The sequence below is a fragment of the Hymenobacter sp. BT18 genome, from assembly GCF_012273015.1.
Classification (GTDB): domain Bacteria; phylum Bacteroidota; class Bacteroidia; order Cytophagales; family Hymenobacteraceae; genus Hymenobacter; species Hymenobacter lutimineralis.
The window spans coordinates 4,060,539-4,082,588 of sequence record NZ_CP050954.1; the positions used below are offsets into that span (position 1 = coordinate 4,060,539).

14 protein-coding genes are annotated in these 22,050 nt (G+C 62.3%); 9 read left to right on the forward strand and 5 right to left on the reverse strand.

Annotated features, from left to right (window positions below):
* Positions 1 to 165: 165 nt before the first annotated feature.
* The 7 genes from HER32_RS17430 to HER32_RS17460 all read left to right on the forward strand — a co-directional run bounded on the left by HER32_RS17430 (position 166) and on the right by HER32_RS17460 (position 11,620).
* Entirely contained in the window at positions 166 to 3,261 is a 3,096-nt protein-coding gene (locus HER32_RS17430) for a SusC/RagA family TonB-linked outer membrane protein (RefSeq protein ID WP_168682800.1), read from the forward strand.
* A gap of 30 nt (positions 3,262 to 3,291) precedes the next feature.
* Positions 3,292 to 4,857: a RagB/SusD family nutrient uptake outer membrane protein gene (locus tag HER32_RS17435; protein WP_168682801.1), complete on the forward strand. Its 1,566-nt coding sequence runs from the start codon at positions 3,292 to 3,294 to the stop codon at positions 4,855 to 4,857.
* A gap of 80 nt (positions 4,858 to 4,937) precedes the next feature.
* A complete protein-coding gene (locus HER32_RS17440; protein ID WP_149070469.1) occupies positions 4,938 to 5,999 on the forward strand; it encodes a family 43 glycosylhydrolase in 1,062 nt (353 codons plus the stop codon).
* Positions 6,000 to 6,042: 43 nt separating this feature from the next.
* The gene (locus HER32_RS17445; RefSeq protein ID WP_232066296.1) at positions 6,043 to 7,659 is read left to right on the forward strand and encodes a family 43 glycosylhydrolase; all 1,617 of its coding nucleotides are present in this window, start codon (positions 6,043 to 6,045) and stop codon (positions 7,657 to 7,659) included.
* Between the two features lie 78 nt (positions 7,660 to 7,737).
* Positions 7,738 to 8,961, forward strand: coding sequence for an aldose epimerase family protein (locus tag HER32_RS17450; RefSeq protein WP_168682802.1), 1,224 nt, complete (start codon positions 7,738 to 7,740; stop codon positions 8,959 to 8,961).
* A gap of 47 nt (positions 8,962 to 9,008) precedes the next feature.
* Positions 9,009 to 10,709, forward strand: coding sequence for a sodium:solute symporter family transporter (locus HER32_RS17455; protein ID WP_168682803.1), 1,701 nt, complete (start codon positions 9,009 to 9,011; stop codon positions 10,707 to 10,709).
* Between the two features lie 101 nt (positions 10,710 to 10,810).
* Positions 10,811 to 11,620: an RICIN domain-containing protein gene (locus HER32_RS17460; RefSeq protein ID WP_149070467.1), complete on the forward strand. Its 810-nt coding sequence runs from the start codon at positions 10,811 to 10,813 to the stop codon at positions 11,618 to 11,620.
* 96 nt (positions 11,621 to 11,716) lie between these two features.
* On the opposite strand, the gene HER32_RS17465 is transcribed toward HER32_RS17460, so the two are convergent.
* The 4 genes from HER32_RS17465 to HER32_RS17480 all read right to left on the reverse strand — a co-directional run bounded on the left by HER32_RS17465 (position 11,717) and on the right by HER32_RS17480 (position 17,892).
* Entirely contained in the window at positions 11,717 to 14,197 is a 2,481-nt protein-coding gene (locus HER32_RS17465; protein WP_168682804.1) for a TonB-dependent receptor domain-containing protein, read from the reverse strand.
* Entirely contained in the window at positions 14,175 to 15,542 is a 1,368-nt protein-coding gene (locus HER32_RS17470) for an HTTM domain-containing protein (protein ID WP_168682805.1), read from the reverse strand. The genes HER32_RS17465 and HER32_RS17470 overlap by 23 nt, the downstream gene beginning before the upstream one ends.
* Entirely contained in the window at positions 15,542 to 16,654 is a 1,113-nt protein-coding gene (locus HER32_RS17475) for an imelysin family protein (protein WP_168682806.1), read from the reverse strand. Before HER32_RS17475 ends, HER32_RS17470 begins: the two co-directional genes overlap by 1 nt.
* 86 nt (positions 16,655 to 16,740) lie before the next feature.
* Positions 16,741 to 17,892: a DUF4856 domain-containing protein gene (locus tag HER32_RS17480; RefSeq protein ID WP_168682807.1), complete on the reverse strand. Its 1,152-nt coding sequence runs from the start codon at positions 17,890 to 17,892 to the stop codon at positions 16,741 to 16,743.
* Positions 17,893 to 18,332: 440 nt separating this feature from the next.
* Here HER32_RS17480 and HER32_RS17485 point away from each other — a divergent pair, with 440 nt between their 5' ends.
* On the forward strand, positions 18,333 to 20,543 hold the full coding sequence (locus HER32_RS17485; protein ID WP_168682808.1) for a hypothetical protein: 2,211 nt from the start codon (positions 18,333 to 18,335) through the stop codon (positions 20,541 to 20,543).
* On the forward strand, positions 20,543 to 21,391 hold the full coding sequence (locus HER32_RS17490; protein ID WP_168682809.1) for a sensor histidine kinase: 849 nt from the start codon (positions 20,543 to 20,545) through the stop codon (positions 21,389 to 21,391). The genes HER32_RS17485 and HER32_RS17490 overlap by 1 nt, the downstream gene beginning before the upstream one ends.
* A gap of 9 nt (positions 21,392 to 21,400) precedes the next feature.
* Here HER32_RS17490 and HER32_RS17495 read toward each other — a convergent pair whose 3' ends face one another.
* The gene (locus HER32_RS17495) at positions 21,401 to 22,033 is read right to left on the reverse strand and encodes a response regulator transcription factor (protein WP_168682810.1); all 633 of its coding nucleotides are present in this window, start codon (positions 22,031 to 22,033) and stop codon (positions 21,401 to 21,403) included.
* Positions 22,034 to 22,050: the final 17 nt, after the last annotated feature.

Consider the following 22,050-nt stretch of genomic DNA (forward strand, 5'->3'; position numbering starts at 1 on the left):
ATCCTGCACGTCCTGGGTCAGAAATCCGGCTTTCATCCTGTTTTTCGTCCTTTTTCTTCAGTCTCACCGCAGCGTAGATCCTTCTTTGCAAACGTTTGCCTTGGCAACACTAGTGCAAACGTTTGCAATACTTCCTCCCCTTACCAATCCCACAAATTCTTTCCTATGAACAAATCTTACCTTAGGCTGGGGCGGCAAGCAGCACCGGCTTTCCTGTGCCTGTTGCCCCTGGCAACGGTGGCCCCGGTAGGGGCGCAAGCAGCCATACCCACGGCGGCCGTGAACCTGAGGAAGGTGCCCGCGCAGCCAGTGTCCGGTACTGTACTGGACGAAAAAGGACAGGCCATGCCCGGCGTAACGGTGCTGGAAAAAGGCACCAGCAACGGTGTAACTACGGACAGCAACGGCCGCTACACGCTTTCCGTGGGCGACAACGCCACCCTGATTTTTTCCTTTGTAGGCTACACCACCCAGGAGGTGGCGGTGAATGGCCGCAGCGACGTGTCCATCACGCTTGGCCAGGATACCAAACTGCTCAATGACGTAGTTGTGGTGGGCTACCTACGCCTGCCCACCGAGCAGGTTACGGGCTCCGTTACGAAGGTAGACCAGGAACAAATCCGGCGGGCACCAGTGGCTTCTGTTACGGAGGCCCTGCAGGGCCGTGCGGCTGGGGTGCAGGTCGTTAACTCCGGGGCGCCCGGCCAAGACCCCATCGTGAATATCCGCGGGATAGGCAGCATTCAAGCGGGCAGTTCCCCACTTTACATCATCGATGGCGTGTGGACCCGCGAAATCCGCGATATCAACCCCAGTGACGTGGAGTCGTCCACAATTCTGAAAGATGCGGCTTCGCTGGCGCCGTACGGCTCGCGCGGGGCCAACGGGGTGATTATCATCACCACCCGTCGTGGTAAGCAAGGCAAGCCCGCCGTCAACTTCAACAGCTACGCCGGGGTACAGAACATTACGCGTACCTACGACCTGGCCGGCACCGAGCAGTGGGCCGATATCACCCGGCAGATGTACATTAACGCGGGCAAGGAAGGGGAGATATACAGTGGTGCCGCCAACCCGCCCGCCATCAATACCGACTGGCAGAAGGCCCTGATTCAGCGGGGAGGGGTGCAGAGCCACAACGTGGGCCTGAGCGGGGCCAGCGAGTCGGCTAACTACAATGTGTCGCTTGGCTATTTCAACCAGAAGGGCACCATCATCGGACCCAAGTTTGACCGCTACAGCGTGCGGGTGAACACCGGTGCCAACCGGGGCCGCTTCCGCATCGAGCAGTCGGCCCAGCTTTCCCGGGCCATGACCACCCGTGTGAACGGCATTCCGTTCATCGACGTGCTGCGCATGCTGCCCATTATTCCGGTAAAGGACCCCACAACAGTAAGCGGCTACGGCATCGGCAACACCAATCAGGTGACCTTCGGCACCAACCCCGTGGGCCTGCAGGATGTGTACCACAACACCAACCTGGAAAACCGCCTTATTGGCTCCCTTGCCCCGGAAATTAAGCTGTTTGACTTCCTGAGCTACCGCCTGAACCTGGGCATGGAGTACGTGGGCTTCGTGGACCGTACCGAGAGCAAGTACGGCCAAGCTGCGGGCCTACGCATGAACGAGCCGATTCGGCCTTCGCAGCTTTTCGAAAACCGGGGCGAGCGGGTGTTCTTGCTGGCTGAAAACACCCTGAACTTCCAGCGCAGCTTCGGCAAGCACAACGTGAACGCCGTGGTGGGGTACACCGAGCAAAAAAATACGTTCCGCAATACCATTGCCGATGCCCAGGGCTTCGGCACGGGCCCCACGTACTACTGGGCGTTTCCGGGGGCTACGGGTGCGGCCAGCGTGGGCGGCGAAACCCGCCGCTGGACGAAACGGTCCTACCTGAGCCAGCTGGCATACGACTTCGACGACAGGTACCTGCTCACGGCCGCCGTGCGCCGCGACGGAACTTCGCTGGTTGACCCCGTCAACAAATGGGGAACCTTCTCAGCCTTCTCTTTAGGCTGGCGCATCAGCAAGGAAGCTTTCTTTGAAAATGTACCACTGGTCAGCGACCTGAAGTTGCGCGCCAGCTACGGTCAGCTCGGCAACGACAACCTCCTGGAATACCTGTACCAAGGCGTACTAAATACCAACGTAAACTACCCACTTGGCGGGGGCGGTTCGCAGCCAGTGCAAAATGGCTCTATTCAGGCACAGCTGGCCAGCAAAAACCTGAGCTGGGAAGAGCGCCGCACGACCAACGTAGGCTTTGATGCAGGTTTCCTGGATAACCGCCTCACGTTGGGAGCCGACTACTACATTGCCCGTACAACGGGGGCCCTCGTGAACCCAACTATTCCGCTCTACCTGGGTAACCAGGGGGGAAATCCTTTCACCAACCTGGGCGAGTTGGAAAACCGCGGCTTTGAGTTTCAGGCCGGCTTCCAGAACACCACTGGCGACTTCCGCTACGGGGTGAATGCCAACCTGACGACGCTGCGCAACAAGGTAACCCGCCTCGCTTTTGAAGGCCAGAACTATTCCGGTGGCCCGAGCGGGGTAGCCCGTACCGAAGTAGGCCACAACATAGGGGCGTTCTACCTGCGGCACATGGTCGGCATCTTCCAGAGCGAGGAAGAAATTCAGAACTACAAAAGCGCTGATGGCAAAGTCATTCAGCCCGGCGCCAAGCCCGGCGACGTGAAGTATGAAGACATCAACAACGACGGGACTATTTCCGACCTCGACCGGCGCTTTATCGACACGGTGTTCCCCAAGCTGCAGTATGGCTTCAACCTGAACCTGGGCTACAAAGGCTTCGACCTCTCGGCCCTCTTCCAGGGGGTGTCGGGCAACGAAATCTTCAACGTAACCCGTTACTGGACCGACCGCATGGATGACAACGGGAACTTCCGCGCCGACATCCGGCCCTGGACGCCCACCAATCCATCTACCACCACGCCCCGACCCCTACTGGGAGGCGGCGAAAACGCGCTGCAGACCTCGGACCGCTGGCTGGAGAACGGGGCTTACCTGCGCCTGAAGAACCTGCAAGTAAGCTACTCTCTGCCCAAGCCCATGACGGAGAAGCTGGCTGGCATCGGCAGCGTGCGGTTTACCATCACGGCTGCTAACCTGTTCACCATCACCGACTACACCGGCTACGACCCGGAAATTGTGGGGGCTGGCCCGTTGGCCCGCGGCGTCGACGACGGCAACTACCCCAACGTGCGCACCATCACGGGCGGCCTGCAGGTAGGCTTCTAATCTCCCACCCACTTCTTGCTGATTTCACGCATGACCTTCTATAAAAAACGGCTGCTGGCCCTGCTAGCCGGCACCTTGCTGCTTTCCACGAGCTGCGAGAAAGACCTTCTTGACCAGCCCAACCCCAACCTGCCCACCGCCGAAACCTTCTGGCAGAACAGCCAGGACGCTAACAAAGGCGTGCTGGCCGCCTACAGCGGCTTGCAGCAGCTGGGGAACTACCGCCGCTGGATTTACTTTGCCTACGACCTGCGCTCCGACGAAGGCTTCTCCAGCAGCCCCTGGCCCGAACTGCAGAACTTCACTAAGTTTATCCTGGCCGACTACAACTTCGTCGTAAACACCGACGTCTGGGGGCACCACTACGTGGGCATCAACCGGTGCAACCAGGTCCTGGCCTACGTGCCGGCCATCGAGATGGACGCTACGCTGAAGGCACAGCTGCTGGGCGAAGCCCGCTTTATCCGGGCCCTGCACTACTTCAACCTCGTGTCGCTGTACGGGCGCCCCGTAATGGCTACCGAGCCCGCTACGGCGGATTACCGTCCCGCGCAGGCGGCCTCGGAGCAGGAAGTCTGGGACTTCATTGTGCAGGACTTGGAAGCGGCAAAAGCCGGACTGCCCGTATCCTATTCCGGCAACGACATTGGGCGCGCTACCAAGGGTGCGGCCACCGCGCTGCTGGGCAAGGCCTACATGCAGCAGCGTAAGTGGGCCGAGGCCAGCGCGCAACTGGCCGAGGTCATCGGCTCGGGCCGGTACTCCCTGACGCCCGACTACCGCGACAACTTCCGCCACGACCGGGAAAACAACTCGGAGTCGGTGTTTGAGGTGCAGTTTACGGCTGAGTACAGCGCCGACCGCGACGACGACTACGCCGGGGCCTCCGAGGCCAGCCAGCGCGCTCAGTTCTTCGGACTGCCCGGCAAAGGCTGGACCGACGGCGAAGCCCGCGCTTGGCTGATTGATGAGTTCCTGAAAGAGAAGACGGCTACCGGTAAAAAGGACCCCCGCCTGGCGGCCACGCTCTTCTTCAGCCGCAACCGGTCCGGTTACCCCAACGACCCCACCGACCCCGTGGACCAGGACGACAAGGCCTACGATAACCTGACCCTGGACCAGCGCTTCGCCACGGAAGCCTACAACCGGGGCCGCGTATACTGGCGCAAGTACGAAAACGACTACTGGAAAAATGCGGAAGGCTACTATTCGCCCATCAACCACCGCGTACTGCGCTACGCCGATGTACTGCTTTCCCAGGCCGAGTGCCTGAACGAGGAGGGCAAAACCGGCGAAGCGCTGCCGCTCGTGAACCAGGTTCGGGCCCGCGTGGGCCTGGCCCCGCTCGGCAGCCTGGGGCAGGAGGCCCTGCGTGCCCAGCTCATGCACGAGCGGGTAACGGAACTGGCCGGGGAAAGCTGGCGCTGGCACGACCTACGCCGCTGGGGCCTGCTCGACAGCCAGGCCGGCGTGGACGAGCTGAAAGCCCGCGACCCCGACTTCAACAACTTTGAAGTAGGGAAATCGGCCCTGCTGCCCATTCCGCGCACCGACGTGGACATTGCCAACCTGACCCAAAACCCGGGCTGGAAATAAGCTCCGCCGCACGCCCGGAGCATTGGCGGAGCCCTTGCGTCGGGCGTGTTTTCTTATCTGCCGCTACTTTTCCCTTGCTTATGTTTTCCCCTCTATACCGGGCGGCCAGCGTCCTGCTTCTTTCCTCACTAACGCTGCTGGGCTGCAAGAAAGACAAGCCGGCCCCCTACGTACCCAACGCGCCCACCACTAGCACCACTTTTAAGAACCCGCTCCTGCCCGCCGGCCCCGACCCCTGGGTGTACCGGAAGGATAACACCTACTACTACATGAGCACCACGGGCGGCAACATCACCATCCGCAAAACGGAAAAGATGTCGGAGCTGGGTTCGGGAGTGAGCACCGTAGTCTGGTCGCCCCAGCAGGGTGGCGTAAACCAGCGCGACCTGTGGGCCCCCGAGCTGTATTTCTTTGATGGGAAGTGGTACATCTACTACTCCGCCGACCCATTTTGCTGCGCCGGGCACCGCGTGCACGTGCTGGAGAATGCCTCCGCTGATCCTACCACCGGTACCTGGGTGTACAAGGGCCGCATTGCCAGCCCCAACCAGGACCTGTGGGCCATCGACGGCACTGTGCTGGAGCAGAATGGCAAGCGCTACCTGATCTGGTCGGGCCACGAAATTGAGGCGACCGGGGAGCAGCGCCTCTACATTTCGGAGATGAGCAACCCCTGGACGCTGGTGGGGCCCCGGGTGCAGCTATCCAAACCCGACTACAGCTGGGAAACCGTTGGCGACCCGGACGTAAACGAAGGGCCCGAAATCCTGAAGCACGGCGACAAAACCTTCCTGGTGTACTCGGCCAGCCACTGCAGCACCGACGACTATGCCTTGGGCATGCTCACCGCTTCAGCCACTGCCGACCCCATGCTGCCCGCCTCTTGGACGAAGTCGGCCACGCCGGTGTTCACCAAGAACCCGGCTGGCCAAGCATATGGCCCGGGCCACAACGGGTTCTTCCAGTCGAAAGACGGCACCGAGGACTGGATTATCTACCACGCCAATCCCCAGGCCGGCCAGGGCTGCGGCGACCAGCGCAGCCCGCGCATTCAGAAGTTCACGTGGAATGCCGATGGCACGCCCAACTTTGGTACGCCGGTAGCCCTGGGCACTGCGTTGCCCAAGCCGTCGGGCGAGTAAGCAGGCCAGGCCCGATTCCTTTTCGTTTTTAAACGCTGAGACCTTGCCACAACCCGTTTTAAGTACAACTATTCATCGTTTCGGGGGCTCATGGGCCTTGGGGTTGGCCTTGCTGGCGGCCTGCCAGCAGCCGGCCACCACCAGCCGCCCTCCCGAAACCAGCCGGCCGCAGTCCACGGCCACCGCGGCGGCTATTCCCAACCCCGTGCTGCCCGGCGACTTTCCCGACCCATCCGTAGTGAAGGTGGGCAATACGTATTGGGCTACGGCTACGTCCTCTAACTGGGGCCCCACGTTTCCGCTGCTGAAATCTACCAACCTCACGAGCTGGGAACTAGTAGGCCACGTGTTTCCGGGCGAGCGGCCGGCCTGGGCCGATTATTATTTCTGGGCCCCGGAAATCAGCCAGGAAGGTGCCAAAACCTACGTGTTTTACACCGCCCACAAGCGGGGCGGTAACCTGGCCGTAGGCGTAGCCAGTGCCGACAATCCGGCCGGCCCTTACACCGACCACGGCCCCCTAGTTGGGCAGCCCGACGGCTCCATTGACGGTTTCCCGATGCGGGACGAGAAAGGGCAGCTTTACCTGATCTGGAAAGAGGACGGCAACAGTGTGCAGCAGCCCACGCCCATCTGGGCGCAACGACTGAACGATACGCGCACGGCCCTGGTAGGGGAGAAGCAGGAGCTGTTTCGAAACGACCCCAGCACCTGGGAAGGCAACCTGGTGGAAGGGGTATCCATTGTGCAGCACCAGGGGTACTTCTATGCCTTTTATGCCGGCAACGGTTGCTGCGGCCGCGGCTGTACCTATGCTACGGGCGTGGCGCGGGCCAAAAACCTGCTCGGCCCCTGGGAGAAATACGCCCGCAACCCCATTCTTATCAACAACGACACCTGGAAGTGCCCCGGCCATGGCACGGCCGTAGAGCACCAGGGCCGCTGGTATATGCTTCATCATGCTTACCATACAGGCAGCCAGGAGTTCGTGGGCCGCCAGGGTGTGCTAAGTGAGTTTACCTGGGCGGCCTCCGGCTGGCCTGAATTTAAGGGCGGCAGCACACCAGCGGCTCCAGCGGCGCCCACGCCGGTGGCTTTCACCGATGAGTTTACGGGTAAGGCCCTGCAGCCTTCCTGGCAGTGGCCGGTAGAGCAGCGCCCTGCCTTCGCTCTGCGGGGCGGGCAGCTGCAGCTCACCGCCCGCCCCGACCATGCTGGGGCGGCCCTGGGTCAGTCGACTACCACGCCGGGCTACACCGCTACTACCACGCTGCTTAACCCAGCTAGCCTGCCCGCGGGCAGCCAGGCCGGCCTGGCCGCGCACGGCGACCCGGATAATCTGCTGTCGGTAGTAGCGGGTGGCGGCAAGGTGCAGCTGGTCCAAGTGGAAAAAGGCCAGTTCAAAACCCTGGCCGAGGCGGCACTCCCGGCTACCAAAGCCTTGCGCCTTCGTTTGCAGGCCCAGCAAGGGAGCCGGTTCAGCTTTGCCTGGAGTGCCGATGAAGGCAAAACCTGGCAGCCCCTACCCGCCGATGGAGCCGCCGTCAATGGGGCATACCTGCCCCCGTGGGACCGGGGCATCCGGGCCGGGGTGCTGGCCCACGGGCCGGCTACTACCGTGGCTTCCTTCGAGCAGTTTTCTCTCGTTCCCAACCCTTAAAGAACGGGTGCTCCGACGTAAGGCTTTTTTGGAAAACCTCCTCGTCGGCGCCCCTGCTCTCTTCTTTCTTTCCTGTCTATGACTTCTTTTTCCCGCACCGGGGTAGTGACAACCGGCCTGGCCAGCTTGCTGCTGACGGCCGCCTGCCAGCAGTCAGATACCACCACCGGTACATCGACTGATGCTGCCTCCGCTGCCGCTGCCGCTACTACTCAGTCAGCCTCCCGTACCATGCCCACTTCCAGCGTCTTCGGCCAAATGGCAGACGGCACCCAGGTGCAGCTCTACACCCTTACCAATGCCCACGGCCTGAAGGCCACCATTACCAACTACGGTGGCACGCTCACCAGCCTGCTGGTGCCCGACAAAAACGGTAAGCTCGGCGACGTAGTCTTAGGCTTCGACAGTTTGGAAGGGTACCTGGCACCCGTTTACAAGCAGGAGGGGCCTTACTTCGGGGCGTTAATTGGGCGCTACGGCAACCGCATTGCTAAGGGCAAGTTCACCCTGGAAGGCAAGCAGTACACCATTGCCACCAACAACGCGCCCAACACCCTGCACGGTGGCAAAGAAGGGTTCGACAAAAAGCTGTGGCAGGCTACCCCGGGCACCTCGGCTGATGGGCAGACGCTGACGCTGACATACCAAAGCAAGGATGGGGAGGAAGGCTACCCCGGCACGCTCAACGTAAAGGTAGTGTACACGCTTACGGAAGATGATGGTCTGCGCCTGGACTACACCGCTACCACCGATAAGCCGACGGTGCTTAACCTCACCAACCACAGCTACTTCAACCTCAACCTGGCTTCCAAGCAGGGAATCCTGGACCATGAGCTGACGCTGAACGCCGACCGGTTTACCCCCGTCGACAACACCCTTATTCCAACCGGGGTACTGCAGCCGGTGCAGGGCACGCCCATGGATTTCCGCCAGCCCCACCGCATAGGGGAAAGAATCAAGCAGGTGCCCGGCGCAGCCCCCGGGGGCTACGACCACAACTGGGTACTGGCCGACGCCCAGCGCAGCAGCATTGCACAGGCGGCCACGGTGTATGAGCCCACCACGGGCCGCACCATGCAGGTGTTCACCGACCAGCCGGGCGTGCAGTTCTACTCCTCCAACTTCCTGAAGGGCAACCTCAAAGGCAAGGAGGGCATGACCTACAACCAGTACGCCGGCCTCTGCCTGGAAACCCAGCACTTCCCCGATTCGCCCAACCGCCCCAATTTCCCCAGCACGGAGCTCAAGCCCGGCGAGACGTTCCGCTCCACCACCGAATACCGGTTTAGCGTGCGCAAGTAGCCCGCCGCTTTTCTCTTCTCCTTACGACGCCTGCCTTCTTTGTACTAATGGGAAATGGATTTAACACCCTGGATTTAAGCGTGTTTCTGCTGTATCTGGTGGGCGTATCAGCCTACGGATACTATGTGTACCGCAGCAAGCAGCAAGCCCAGGTAACCACGCAGGACTATTTTCTGGCCGAAGGCTCCCTGACGTGGTGGGCCATTGGGGCCTCCATGATTGCCTCCAACATCTCGGCCGAGCAGTTTATTGGCATGTCGGGCTCCGGCTTTTCGCTGGGGGTAGCCATTGCAGCCTACGAGTGGGTAGCCGCTATTGTCCTCATTTTCGTGGCGGTGTTCTTCATGCCGATTTACCTCCGGCAGAAGATTTACACCATGCCGCAGTTTCTGGAGCAGCGCTATAACTCCACGCTCAGCCTGATCATGAGCATTTTCTGGCTGTTCCTGTACGTGCTCGTCAACCTCACGGCCATTCTCTACCTCGGCGCCCTGGCTATCAATAACCTGACTGGCGGGGAGCATTTTCATCTGGTGCTTATTGGCCTGGCGGTATTTGCCCTGGTGCTCACGCTGGGCGGCATGAAAGTGGTGGGCTACACCGACGTAGTGCAGGTAACCGTGCTCATCGTGGGTGGCCTGGCCACGTCCTACATTGCCCTGACGCTGGTGAGCGAGAAATTCGGCCTCGGCCACAACATTTTCGCCGGTTTTCAGGCCATGATGCGCGACGCTGACGACCATTTTCACATGGTCTTCGAAAAACCCGGGCCCGGCGCTTCCCAGGCCTACATCGGCAAGTACCTGGCGCTGCCGGGGCTGGCTATGTACGCCGCCGGGCAGTGGGTGGCCAACCTCAACTACTGGGGCTGCAACCAGTACATTACCCAGCGTGCCCTGGGCGCCAACCTGCACACGGCCCGCACGGGTATCTTGTTCGCCGGGCTGATCAAAATCATCATGCCCGTGATAGTGATGCTGCCGGGCATTGCGGCCTATGTGCTGCACAAGAACGGCAGCCTACAGGCTGAAATGGCCCCCGGCGGTTCTTTCAACCCCGACAACGCTTACTCTGCCATTCTCAATTTCCTGCCCAATGGCCTCAAGGGCTTGTCCTTGGCGGCACTGACGGCGGCAATTGTGGCCTCCTTGGCGGGCAAGGTGAACTCCATTTCCACCATCTTCACCCTCGACATCTACAAGCGCTACCTGCACAAGGAAGCCACCGAGCAGAAGCAGGTGTGGGTGGGCCGCCTCACCATTCTGGTAGCCATGCTGCTGGCTGTGCTGCTCACTTGGGAAGACGTGCTGGGCATTGGGGGCGAGGGTGGTTTCATCTTCATCCAGAAGTACACGGGCTTTATCTCCCCGGGCATCGTGGCGGTGTTCCTGCTGGGCATGTTCTGGAAGCGCACCACGGGTACGGCAGCCGTGGCCGGGATGCTGGCGGGCTTCCTGCTCTCGGTGTTCTTCAACAACTTCGCTCCCAGTGTGCTGGGCCACGACAATATCCTGTACACTGCTTTCCCCAACGGTCAGGGCGGCTACGAAATTCCCTTCCTGATCTGCATGGGCTGGTCGTTTTTCTTCACCGTGGTGCTGATGGTCCTGGTCAGTCTGGCCGGGCCCCGCCTCAACCCCAAAGCCCTGCACCTGGAGCCGGGCATGTTCAAGGTGAGCCCCCAGACGCTGACGCTGATTGTGATTACGCTGCTGCTGATTACGGCTTTGTACGTCAAGTTTTGGTAGAAAAGCGGCCAGTGAGGGCTAGTCGTCTTCACAGGCCGTTGCTGTTCGTTGCGCTTTCGTTTGGTATCAACTTATTCCTTTTTCACCTAATCCAACTCCCCATGAAAAACACTTTACGCCTGCCCAATCTGATAGCAGCCCTGCTGCTGGTCCTGCTCACCGCGCCGGCGCTGTGGGCCCAAACGCCCGGTATTGTCTCGGGCGGAGTATACAAGTTCACGCACAAAGGCGTGACGCCGGCCGTATGCCTCGATGTCGACAACAACCTGGCTACGCCCGGGACCCGCATTCACCAGTGGCTCGACAACGGCAACGATGCCCAACGCTTCGTGGTGACGCTCCAGACCGACGGCAGCTACAAACTGATGCACCTGAACACCGACCAGTTCGTGCAGCCCGTGGGTGGTGCCACCGAGCACGGCACCCGTATCGAGCAAAACAACAGCACCGACGCCGACTATCAGCGCTGGACGCTGCAGGACATGGGCGAAGGCTACTACAAAGTGACGCTGAAAGGCACCAATCAGTGCCTGGAGGTAGCCGGCAACAGCCCCGACCCTGGCGCCGACGTGCAGCTGTGGGATGATAACGGCAACGACGCCCAGCGCTGGCTGATAGAGCGCATGGACGCAACCACCGGCAACAAGCGCGCCGCAGGCCCTGCGTTCAGCCTGACGGCTTCGCCCAACCCGTTCTCGCAGCAGTTGCGGGTAGAAGTGCAGGGCCTCGCCAACGGCCCGGCCCGCATCAGCCTGTGTGATATGCTCGGCCGCTCGGTGTACAGCGAAGCCGTGGAGCTGCGCCGCGGCCCGAACACGCTGCCCGTGCGCACTTCGGCTCCCGCCGGCCTGTACGTGCTGCGTGTGCAGCAAGGCGCTTCGGTGCAGCAGCTCACCCTGGTGCAGCGCTAGTCGCAGCCTTAAGGTTATTTGGTAAAAAGAAAGCCCCTTGCGCGTAGCAAGGGGCTTTCTTTTTGAAGGTTGGTGCCAATAAGCTGCCAAGAAAAGCTACCACTTCACGGCGGCTGTCAAGAAGAAGCTGCGCGGGTCGGCGGGCAGGATGCCGGGGCCCGGGTAGCCCGTGGCGCGGCGGGTGAAGTAAATGGCATTGCCCAGGTTGTTCACGCTGCCTTCCAGCTTCAGCCACTTCCGCTCCCACGACACAGAGGCGTCCCAGATGTGGTAGGCCGGAATCAAGCCCACCACGGCCGAGTTGGCATCCGGCTGCGAGTCCTGAGGGCTGTTGGGGGCGTTGGTGGCTTCCGAGAACTGATCGGCCAGGTAGGTGAACTGCAGCGAGGCCTTAAACGGCCCGTACCCGCCCTGCATCCCTGTCTTCAGGTTTACCTGGGGCACAAATTCCACCTGCTTGCCTACCACCTGCGCGTTCTGGCTGGCTGTGTAGCGGCTGCGGATCAGGGCCGCATTCCCGAAAACCGACCAGCGCCAGGCCCCCGGCTCAGCGGTGGGGCGCAGCACCCGCAGCACGTCGGCCTCGGCGTAGGACTCTATCCCCAGAATGAGGGCCCGGCCGATGTTGCCGCGAAAGCGCAGGGTGCGGTCGTTGGTATCGAAGGTCTGCACTTCCCCGATGCGGTTGTTGTAGCGTAGGGCAAATAGGCTCAGGTCGTAGGTGAGCCACTGGCCCTGCTCCCCGCGCAAACCCAGGTCGGCGGAGTAGCCCCGCTCGTCGCGCAGGTTGGGGTCAATCACCAGGGAGTTGTTGGCAATCTGCATGTCGCTAAAGGTGATGGAGCGGTAGTTCTGCGACACGTTGGCGTACAGCTCGCGTTCCTCCACGGCTTTGTAGCTGGCCCCCAGGCCCCCAATCACGAGGGAGCGGGGGCTGGTGCGCTGCTCCCGGAAGGTGTTGTTGGCGATGATGTTGCCGGCCAGGTCGCGCTCCACGCTGCCGTAGCTGCCCTCGGCCTGGGTGCGGATGTACTCGTAGCGCAGACCCGGCGTCAGGGAAAACTTCGGCCCGAAGTAGAAGATGTTTTCGGCAAACACCGCCGCATTGTAGTTGGGAAAGCGGTAGTCGGAGTAGGCCGATTGGCTGCTCTCGCCTTCCTCGGGGCGCACAAAGCGGAAATCGGCCCCGCGGCCGGCCGGCCCGAAGCCCTGCACGCTGTGGTTGTAGCCCCGGTACAGGCGCGTGCCCACCAGTAGCACCCCGCTGTTGGCTTCGCTGAGGGTATAACGGTTCAGGTAGCGGGCTTCCAGGCCCACGTTGCGAAACTGCCCCGTAATCAGGTCGCGCAGCTGCGCCTCGTCATCGGCGCGCTCCACAAAGTTGGGGCGGTAGCCCAGGGATTTGCGCGAAGCTAGTAGCCCAAACGTGGTCAGGTTGACGTTGGCCCGGGAACTCAGTTTCCAGTCGGCGGAAAGGTTAAACAGGTTCCAGTCCACGTCAAACCAGTTGCGCGCCCGGTTACTCTGGCGGGCGTCGCGCGCGAACTGCCGGTCGCTGAGGCCCCCGGGCTGCTGGGCCAGGTAGTTCATGTGGGTGAACTGGGCGCCAAGTTTCAGGTTTTCAGTTAGTTGGTAGCGCACGTCGGCGTAGGCAGTTTTGCTGTCGAAGTGGGCGTTGGGGCGCCACCCGTCCCCGCGCTTGTACTGGGCAAAGGCGTAGTAGCTGAGCTTCTTCACCGTGCCGCTCACGCTGTTGAAGGAGTTGAAGAAGCCGTAAGAGCCCACTGTCTGCCGCGCCACCACACTGATGGTTTTGTCGGGCTCGGGCTTGCGCAGCTCAAAGTTCAGCAAGCCCCCAAACTGGGTGCCGTACTGCAGCGAAGCCGCCCCGCGTACCAGCTGAATGCGCTTGATGGCTTCGATGGGAGGCGTGTAGTAGCTTTCGGGGTAGCCCAGGGCGTCGGCGGAAATGTCGTAGCCATTCTGGCGCACGTTGAAGTTGGCCGTGCGGTTGGGGTCGAGGCCGCGCCCGCCAATGCTTAGCTGCAGGCCGCCCTGGTCGCTTTCCCAGATGTTGAGGCCGGCCACCCGGGCGTACACCTGGCGGGCGTTGTTGGTGGCCAAGTTGGCCACCAGGTTGTCGGGCACAATCACCTCCGACTTTTTAGCTGCGAAGATGGCCGTGCCCTCCACCTCGCGCAGGCGCGTTTGCCCGAAACGGGCCTGGGGGGCGGCTACCACCACCTCCCCGAGCTGCCGCTCCCGGCGCACAAGCTCAAATTCAAATGTGCCGCCGCTGGCGGGCAGCTCTACCTGGGTGCGCAGCGCTTCGTGGTCGATGGAGGAGAGCTGCAGCTGCTGGCGGCCGGGCGCCAGCCGGGAGAGTGTAAACAGGCCGGTGCTGTCGGTGCGGGCAATCTGGCGGGAGCCGCGCACGTACACCTCACACCCAGCCACGGGGCGGTTGGTGGTGGCCTCGCGCACGCGCCCCTGCAGGGTAGCCTGCTGCGCCACGGCGGCGCTGGCCGTGAGCATGCACACGGCCAGCGCCGCGCTATAAACCGGTAATCTCATCATCGAAGGGTAAAATCCAGGACTTGGGCCGCCAGTCGTCGCGGATGCGGGCCAGGTCCACGGTGGGGTCAATAAACGCCTTGCCCAGGCGGCCGTTCAGGCTCACGTAGGCATCGGCATATACCTGCGGGGCGTGCATGCCTTGGCGGGCGTAGTAGTCGTGCAGGTAGTGGGCAAACTGCACCAGCATATCGGGCTGGGTGCTCATCATCTTTTCCTGGAGCACGCTCAGGTGCTCGTAGTTGTTCACGAGCCGGGCTTGTTTGGTTTGGCCGTCGACTACTTTAAACTGCACCTGTCCCATCTTCTCCATGAGCATTACCCGCCAGGAAAACCGGTAGCCCTCCTCGGTCCAGAACAGCTCGTGGGGGTAGAGCAGGTAGCGGAAAGGCACCAGCAGCTGCACCAGGAAAAATGTGCCTAGGCCCAGGAGCAGCAGGCGGCGCACGGCCGGCCGGTAAACCAGCGGGGCCGCAGGGCGGGGGAAGGACGGAGCCTGGCCGAACAGGCGGCGCAGCTGCTGCAGCACCCGCTCGTGCCACTCAGCGGGAAAGAAAATCAGCGCGGCCACCATCATCACGTAGGGAAACATGCCAATAGGGAACAGCACCGCCGTGAGCACGTGAAACACCACCACGGTGGCGTAGGCCCAGGCCCGGGTACGGCGCCAGAGCAGGAAGAAGGGCACTGTGAGGTCGTAGAAGGCGCCGAACCAGCTAAAAGCGTAGGCCACCCAGACTTGCCCAAGCAGCGGCCCGATAAGGGGTAGGTCGTTTTTGGCCGGCAGCCAAATGCGCAAGGGCATAGCGTGTATCAGCCAGTCGGAATTGAGCTTGGCCAACCCGGCGTACACATACACGATGCCCATGAGCAGGCGCAGGGCATCCACCGTCCAGCGGGGCACCTGATTGCGCCAGCGGCTGGGGGGCCGGTGCGCGTCGAGGGAGAAGTAGCGCCCGGCTGGCAGCACTACCAGGAGCAAGGCCACCAAGCTCACGAAGTAGTAGTGGTTGAGGTAAGTGCTTTTGTCCATGAGCTCGATGTAGGTGAAGCTCAGAAACAGCCCCGCCGCCGCTGTGTGGTACCAGTAGCCCACGGCCACCAGCAGGGCGCACACGCCGCACACCGCAAACAGCCCGTAGGTGTAGGGCCCCAGGGGCTTTATCCACTCAAAGCCGTAGTAGCTGAAGAAGAACTTCGGCTGCAGATACAGTTCGGCTATCCAGCCCTTGGCCCAGAAACGCACAACGCTGGCCAGTACCAGCAGGCCAAAAGCCAACCGGAACGTAGCCAGCGGAGCCGCTGGGGTAAGCGCGTGCAGGGAGTACGGCAGCCGTCGTGCGGGCATTAGTCGCCGTCGTTGTCGACGTACGTTACCGTGATGCCCAGGGCCGAGGTCATATCCACCTTGATCATGCGCACGGCTTTCTGCATCTCGTTGTAGGAAGCCACGGCGTCGGCATTCCGGGCCGTGAGGGCCGTGTACAGGTCGGGGCTCAGGGAGTACAGCTGCTGGTATGAAGCATCAAACTGGGTGCTGATCAGGCTGCTCAGTGCCTGATCCGTGCGGCTGTCTTTGGCGCCCAGGGCATCCAGGTAGCTTTTCAGGGAAGGCTGCCCGGCGCGGCCGTTGAAGAATTTCTGCACCGCCGTGTGGGCCGTGAGGGCCAGCTGCAGGGGCAGGCCCCCGCGGAAGTAGTACGCTTCCATCTTGGCCGGTAGGGGAGTGCCCGTCATTACACCGGCCGGGATGCCCACTTTGCCGGCCCGCAGGTAGCGCTCAAAGTACTGGGAGTAAGCATTGATAACCCGCGAAAGCGAGGAGCTGGCATCGGTGCCGGTGTTGGCGATGAAGGTGTCGCGGTAAGAGCCGTTCCACTGGGTGTACACAGTGCCGAAGGTCTGCTCCATCTCGGTTACCACATCGGTGAGGTAGCGGCGGTGGTTGGCGGAGGTGGCAAACAGCTGGGCAATGGCCGCGTCGTCGGCCGCCGAGCCGTTGAGTAGGTAATCCAAGGCTGGGAAGCCCTGCTGAGGAATAGCCGTAGACAGCTCGAAGTTGTAGCTGCCCGTGCTGATATTGTTGTTGATACCGGTTACATCGGCCGGGTAAATGTTGAAGTGGTTGCGCAGGCTTGCTTGCTCGGCCGGGCCCACCTCAAACATTTCTACTTTCTGCCACTCCACATACGCCAGCTGCCAGGCGTCGCGCGCTTCCTGCAGGGTAGCTTGGGAAGGCGCCGCCGTAAAGGCCGTTGTTTTGGCTTTCAGCACCACCAGCTTGTCGTTTAAGCGCTGGTAGCCCGGCTTCATCAGGCTGTCGGCCCAGTACGTGAGCAGGGCCCGGCGGTCTACGGCGGCATCGGGCCCGGGCGTATCAGTACCCGCGTTCTTCTCGCAGCTGATCATACCGAGCGCGCCAAGCAGAAGCGCAAAAGCAAACAAAACGGACTTTTTCATTGACAAGGCTTTTTTCCGGCCAAGGTCAGGAAGTAAAAGCTGTCTTACTTCCTGACCTTGCGTTCCTGGCATAGCAGGGCCGAAAGTTACTGAATATTGAACTTGGCTTTGATGGCGTTGACGGCGGCGTCGGCCTGGGCGTTGGTCAGGCTCCAGGCACCCTGGCTGCCCGACATGAGCCCGGCGAGCAGGTTGTCGGAGAAGGCCGCGTCGGCGCCGTACTTGGTGCAGAACCGCAGGGAGTAAATAAAGCCGAGGCCTTCACCCAGGGCATGGGCCTTCACATCCAGGGCAGAGGCGGCCTTCCAATTGTTCAGGTAAGACACCGCAGCCAGGGCAATAGTTTTCTCCAGCTCCGTGCGAATAATCTCGGCCTGGGCTTTCATGCCGGCTGCGTCGTTGTTTACGATAGCGGCGCGCCCTTTCAGGAAAGCCATGTACACGGCGGGCGAGGCCGGGCCGTTCTTTTCGTTCAGGTAGCCAGCCAGGAAACGTTCCCGCGGGGTGGCGGCAATGTCCGTGGTCATAATGGCGTTTTTCGTTAGGAAGCCGTAGGCCAGGTCCCAGTTGTGCTCCAGCTCCGAGTAGGTTTTGCCGGCTACCACTTTGCTGTTATCAGCCTTCAGGGCGTTGTCCGTCAGCAACAGGTTGTTGATCTGGTCGAGCAGTACCGCCCCAATCAGGGCTTTCTGGATAACCTGGTTGACTTCGTACCCATTGGCATCCACGAGGTAGCGGCCCAGGCGGCCGGCGTTGCCGGGAGTAGCCACGTTGTTTACCGACTGGCTGGCCGTAGCCAGCTGGCTGATGCTTTGCTCAATGTAAGTGCGGGCAGCTTCGGCGTTTGTAGCGGGGAAGGAGGCTGCCGTGCTGCCGCGCAAAGACAGACCCGAGGTATTCAGCTCGGCGGTGGTAAAATAGCCGCCGGTGTTGGCATACAGGCCGCGCAGCTTGGCCTCGTCCAGGGTAGCGGGTACCGCCGGTGCTGCTACGGCTACCTGTGCCATGTACGTATTAAACTCCGTAAACATGTCCAGGCGCTGGTTGGCGGCCGTCAGGTCCACCGTCGACTGGCCGCTGGCGTCCTTAAATGACTCCGTATACTTAGAAGAGGCCGTCAGTGTGCTGGTGTCCATCTTGGCGCGCAGGGCCGGGGCCGTCTCGCTATCATCCTTATCACAGGACGTAAAACCGAAACTCAGGGCCAGGAGGGCAACAGCAGCAAATCTGAAAGTCATTGGAAAGAGGATTGGGTGAATAGGAGCACAAAAGTAATCTGCTATTTGGAATCATTACAAACAGTTGATAAAATTATTTAGACTATTTCTGAAAAAGGCAACAGAGCGCATCGTTCACCTGTGTGCGCGACGTCCTGTTTCTTCCGGGGCAAGAAGCAGAAAGCCGTCAGTTACTGCTAAACCCGCAGCCGGCCGAAAGGGTTAATCCGGCCGCCAGCTCCGTGGCCGGTACTGCTGGCTGTTCCTGCCGGCAGTACCGACCACAACCATTCAGACAAAAAGCCATGGCGCCAAACAAGGGCCTACTGATGAGCTTTTTTGTCCAGGTAATGGCCGCTTTTCAGCTGGGTATAATACCTTAGTATTAAAATTTTAGAATATACACCGGTCTCCATATGACGACTCAGTCGGCTTGGCCTGTCAAGCGCTATTGGGCACCGATGGTCTGGCTCTGGGGCCTGTTGCTGTTCGCCGCGACCCCAGCGGTGCGGGCGGGCAGCCCCGACTGGCAGCGCGACCCAGTGCTTAGCCCCTTGCTGATTCAGCAAATGGTGACCGACCCGACGGGCCTGCGCTGGGTAGCCACCGACGAAGGCGTATACCGCTACGATGGCTACGGCCTGGTATCCCTGCAAAGCCTGGTGCGCCAGGGGCCGCGCCTGCGAGTGGAACTGGTGACGGTGCTGGCCCTCGACCGGAAAGGGCACCTGTGGCTGGGCTCGGAGTCGGGGCTGTTTCGGTTTGACGCGCGCAGCGGGCAATTGATGCCCGTGCCGCTGCCCCTGGCTTTGGATGAGCGCCCCCGGGTGAAAGCCCTGCAGCACGACCCGCGCACCGACCGCCTCTGGGTGGGCTACGGTGCCGGAGCTGTGGCCGTGCTGGCCGCCGCTGCCCCGCTGCACCCGCTGTTTCCCGTCAGACGGGTGGCCGATACCGACTTTTACTTCACCCTCGAAACCGGCGGCTCCGGCGCTTGGCTGGCCAACGATCAGGCCACGCTCTATCACCTCGATGCCCGGGGCGCGGTATGCCAACGCCTGCAGGCCCCCGAGCTGCTGCTGCCAGTGGCGGGTACCCGGCCCCAGCGCTTCTACAGCCATCGGGCCCTCTACGCGCTGGACTCGGCCGGTGCTCTGCGCCCCGTGTGCCGCTGGCCCCGGGCGTTGCCCGAAGGCAGCGACCGGCCCTACGTGACCGACAGCACCCTTGACGTGCTGGCGCAGGGGCAGTGGGTGCACGTAAGTGGCGTGCGTGGCCCCCGCCCGCGCCTGCGGGTGACCCCCGCAGCCCTGAGCCCCGATGATAACAATACCCGCAATTATAGCCTCGACCGCGACGCCTATGGCAACTGGTGGTGCTTTGCCCGCACCTGGCGCGGCTGCTACCGCTACCGCCAGGCGCAGGCCCTGGTACAGCCCCTGGCCCGCGCCGGTGGTCAGCCGCTGAGCAGCACCCGTTTAATTGCCCGCCTGCCCGATGGCCGCCTGCTGGTCTCCACCTACGGCGGCGCTTTCACCCAGGCGGCCGATTCGCCGACTGCCCGGCTGCGGCCCTTCCCGCTGTGGCTGCGCCTGCCACCTCAGCCGCAGCCATACGCGGCCGTCTTCGATGCCATACACTGTGACCCTTCCTCCCGCACGGCTGTGGTGGCCGATGAGCTATGGGGTGTGGCCCGGCTTGACCTCAAGACGGGGCTGGTGAGCAACCTGGCCGGTGGTCCGGTAAACCAGTGGAGCCGTCTCACCAACGGCCCCACCCGGGCCTACACTCTGCTGGCCGACCACGGCGGGCGCCTCTGGGCCGGCGGCCACACCGGCTTGTTCCTGCTCAGCCCCGACCGGCGTGCGCTTCGCCGTTACCAAAATAACCGCCCCGACTGGCCCCTGCACAAGCTCGACATCGTGGGCCTGGCCGAAGACCCCCGCGACCACGCGCTGTGGGTAGCCACCAACGGCGGCTTGTTCTGGTTGCCACCCAACCAGCCGGGGGACCTACGCGTGTTTGCCGTGGCCGCGAGCCCCGGGCGCCGTCTGCCCACCGATGCCCTTACCGCGGTGCGCTCGGCCGGGCCCGGCCAGGCCTGGGTGGGCACCCGCGACCAGGGCCTGCTGCTGGTTGATGCCCAGGCTGGCTTGGTGCGTCAGGTGAGTGTGAACGAGGGCCTGCCCAGCCATAGCTTGGCCTCGGTGCTGCCCGATGGGCGGGGTAACCTGTGGCTGGGCACCTACGCCGGCCTGGTGCGCTTCACCCCGGGCTCGGAACACTTGGCGGTTTTTGGCGAATCCGAAGGCCTGCACGACACGGAGCTTAACCGCTACTCCGGCCTGGCTGAGCCGGACGGCACCCTATGGTTTGGCGGCACGGGAGGGGTCTTCCAGTGGCAGCCTGGCTTGATGACGGCGAGTCTGAAACGCAAGCCGCGGCTGCTGCTTACCGAGCTGGGTTTGCCCGCTGGCGCTTCCGTAAGCGTCCGGCCCCTGCCCGCCGAGCTGGTGCCGTCCCTGCAACTGGCCGCGGGGCCTAACGCTTTCGTAGAGCTGCGCCTGGCGCTGACTAATTTTTTGCCCCTGAGCAGGCCCGCTATAGTTACCGTCTGCTTGAGGCCGATAGCCGGCGGCGCACCGCCTGGCTCAACACCCCCCGGCGGCTAGTGCTGCGGGGGCTGGCCCCCGGCGACTATACCCTGGAAGTGCGGGCCGAAACGGCGCCGGGCCAGCCTGCCCTCAACCACCTGTACCTGCCCCTGCACGTGGCGGCCAGCTGGCAGCAGCAGCCGCTGGTATGGCTCCTGCTGGCCGGACTGCTGCTGGCCCTGGGCTATGGCACCTACTGGCTGCGCTTGCGCCGGGCGCTGCGCGACGCCCACCGGCGCGCCGAGCTGGCGGCCAACCTCCACGACGAAGTGGGGGCCTTGCTCACCCGCGTCACCATGCTGGCCGAGGTGCTGCGTGATCAGCACCTGCCCTCGGCGGCCTCCGCTACTGGCCCATACCCCGACTCCCGCACGACCTTTGACCGTCTGCTCTATAATAGTCGGGCCGCCGTGCAAACCATGCGCGATGTGGTCTGGGGTATTGATTCGCGAACCGACTCGATGGGTGCCCTGGTTGACCGTATGCGCGACCATCTCGACCAAACAGCCGCCGCCGCTGGCCTCACGGCCACGTTTGATTGCCAGGGGGCGAATAAGGGCCAGGCCTTGCCCACCCTGGTACGGCAGTACGTGTACCTGCTTTTTAAGGAGGCCGTGACCAACACCGCCCGGCACGCCCGAGCGGCCACCGGCATCAGGGTGCTGCTGCGCCGTGAGCGAAAGGAGTTGCTGTTGGAAGTGTGCGACGATGGCCAGCCCCATATCGCCGGGCCCCGCTGCTCAGTGGGTATGGGCCTGCGCAATATGCGGCAGCGGGCACAGGCCATCGGGGCCGATTTGCGAACGGGGCCGCGCCCCGATGGCCAGCCCGGTTACTACGTAGGTGTGCGGCTGCCAATAGCGTAAAGACCGTTGTTAGAGCAGGCCACGGGCCGCCCGGCTCAGCAGCTCGATCCGGCCGCTAACGTGCAGCTTGCGGTATACCGTTTTGACGTAGCTGCGCACGGTTTCGGGGCGAAGCTCCAGGCGCTGCGCAATTTCCTTATCGGCCAGGCCATCGACTATGGCTTCGAGCACCTGCTGCTCGCGGGCAGAAAGGCTGTTGGGATGGGTAGCCGCCACCGGCTTGAAGTGGTTGAGCACCCGGCGGGCCACGGCCGGGCTAAACGTGCCTCCCCCGGCTGCTACGTCCCGAATGGCCTGTTGCACCTCAGCCAAGGGCAGGTTTTTGAGCAAATAGCCGCTGGCCCCCCGGCTCAGCGCCAGGTAAATGCGGTCGGGGTCGTCGAACATCGTTTGCACGATGACCTCGGCCTGGGGCAGGCGCTCCTTAATGAGCGGCAGCGTATCCAACCCACTCAGGCCCGGCAAACCCAGGTCGAGCAGCACCACATCGGGGGGGAGCGAATTGCTTAGCTCGGCCAGAAAGTCTTCGGACGACTCGCACACCAGTACGCAGCGCATGCCCGGCTGCTGGTCGAGGTAATGACTGAGCAGGAAGCGTACCTCGGGGTCATCTTCAATAATGGCAAGGGCAAGTGGGAGCATGAACGTGCAAAAAAGAT

What these genes read in the sequence shown, in the direction of transcription:
- HER32_RS17430 (WP_168682800.1), top strand. Translation starts at nt 166, where the DNA reads ATGAACAAATCTTACCTTAGGCTGGGGCGGCAAGCAGCACCGGCTTTC.
- HER32_RS17435 (WP_168682801.1), top strand. Translation starts at nt 3,292, where the DNA reads ATGACCTTCTATAAAAAACGGCTGCTGGCCCTGCTAGCCGGCACCTTG.
- HER32_RS17440 (WP_149070469.1), top strand. Translation starts at nt 4,938, where the DNA reads ATGTTTTCCCCTCTATACCGGGCGGCCAGCGTCCTGCTTCTTTCCTCA.
- HER32_RS17450 (WP_168682802.1), top strand. Translation starts at nt 7,738, where the DNA reads ATGACTTCTTTTTCCCGCACCGGGGTAGTGACAACCGGCCTGGCCAGC.
- HER32_RS17455 (WP_168682803.1), top strand. Translation starts at nt 9,009, where the DNA reads ATGGGAAATGGATTTAACACCCTGGATTTAAGCGTGTTTCTGCTGTAT.
- HER32_RS17460 (WP_149070467.1), top strand. Translation starts at nt 10,811, where the DNA reads ATGAAAAACACTTTACGCCTGCCCAATCTGATAGCAGCCCTGCTGCTG.
- HER32_RS17465 (WP_168682804.1), bottom strand. Translation starts at nt 14,197, where the DNA reads ATGATGAGATTACCGGTTTATAGCGCGGCGCTGGCCGTGTGCATGCTC.
- HER32_RS17470 (WP_168682805.1), bottom strand. Translation starts at nt 15,542, where the DNA reads ATGCCCGCACGACGGCTGCCGTACTCCCTGCACGCGCTTACCCCAGCG.
- HER32_RS17475 (WP_168682806.1), bottom strand. Translation starts at nt 16,654, where the DNA reads ATGAAAAAGTCCGTTTTGTTTGCTTTTGCGCTTCTGCTTGGCGCGCTC.
- HER32_RS17480 (WP_168682807.1), bottom strand. Translation starts at nt 17,892, where the DNA reads ATGACTTTCAGATTTGCTGCTGTTGCCCTCCTGGCCCTGAGTTTCGGT.
- HER32_RS17485 (WP_168682808.1), top strand. Translation starts at nt 18,333, where the DNA reads ATGGTCTGGCTCTGGGGCCTGTTGCTGTTCGCCGCGACCCCAGCGGTG.
- HER32_RS17495 (WP_168682810.1), bottom strand. Translation starts at nt 22,033, where the DNA reads ATGCTCCCACTTGCCCTTGCCATTATTGAAGATGACCCCGAGGTACGC.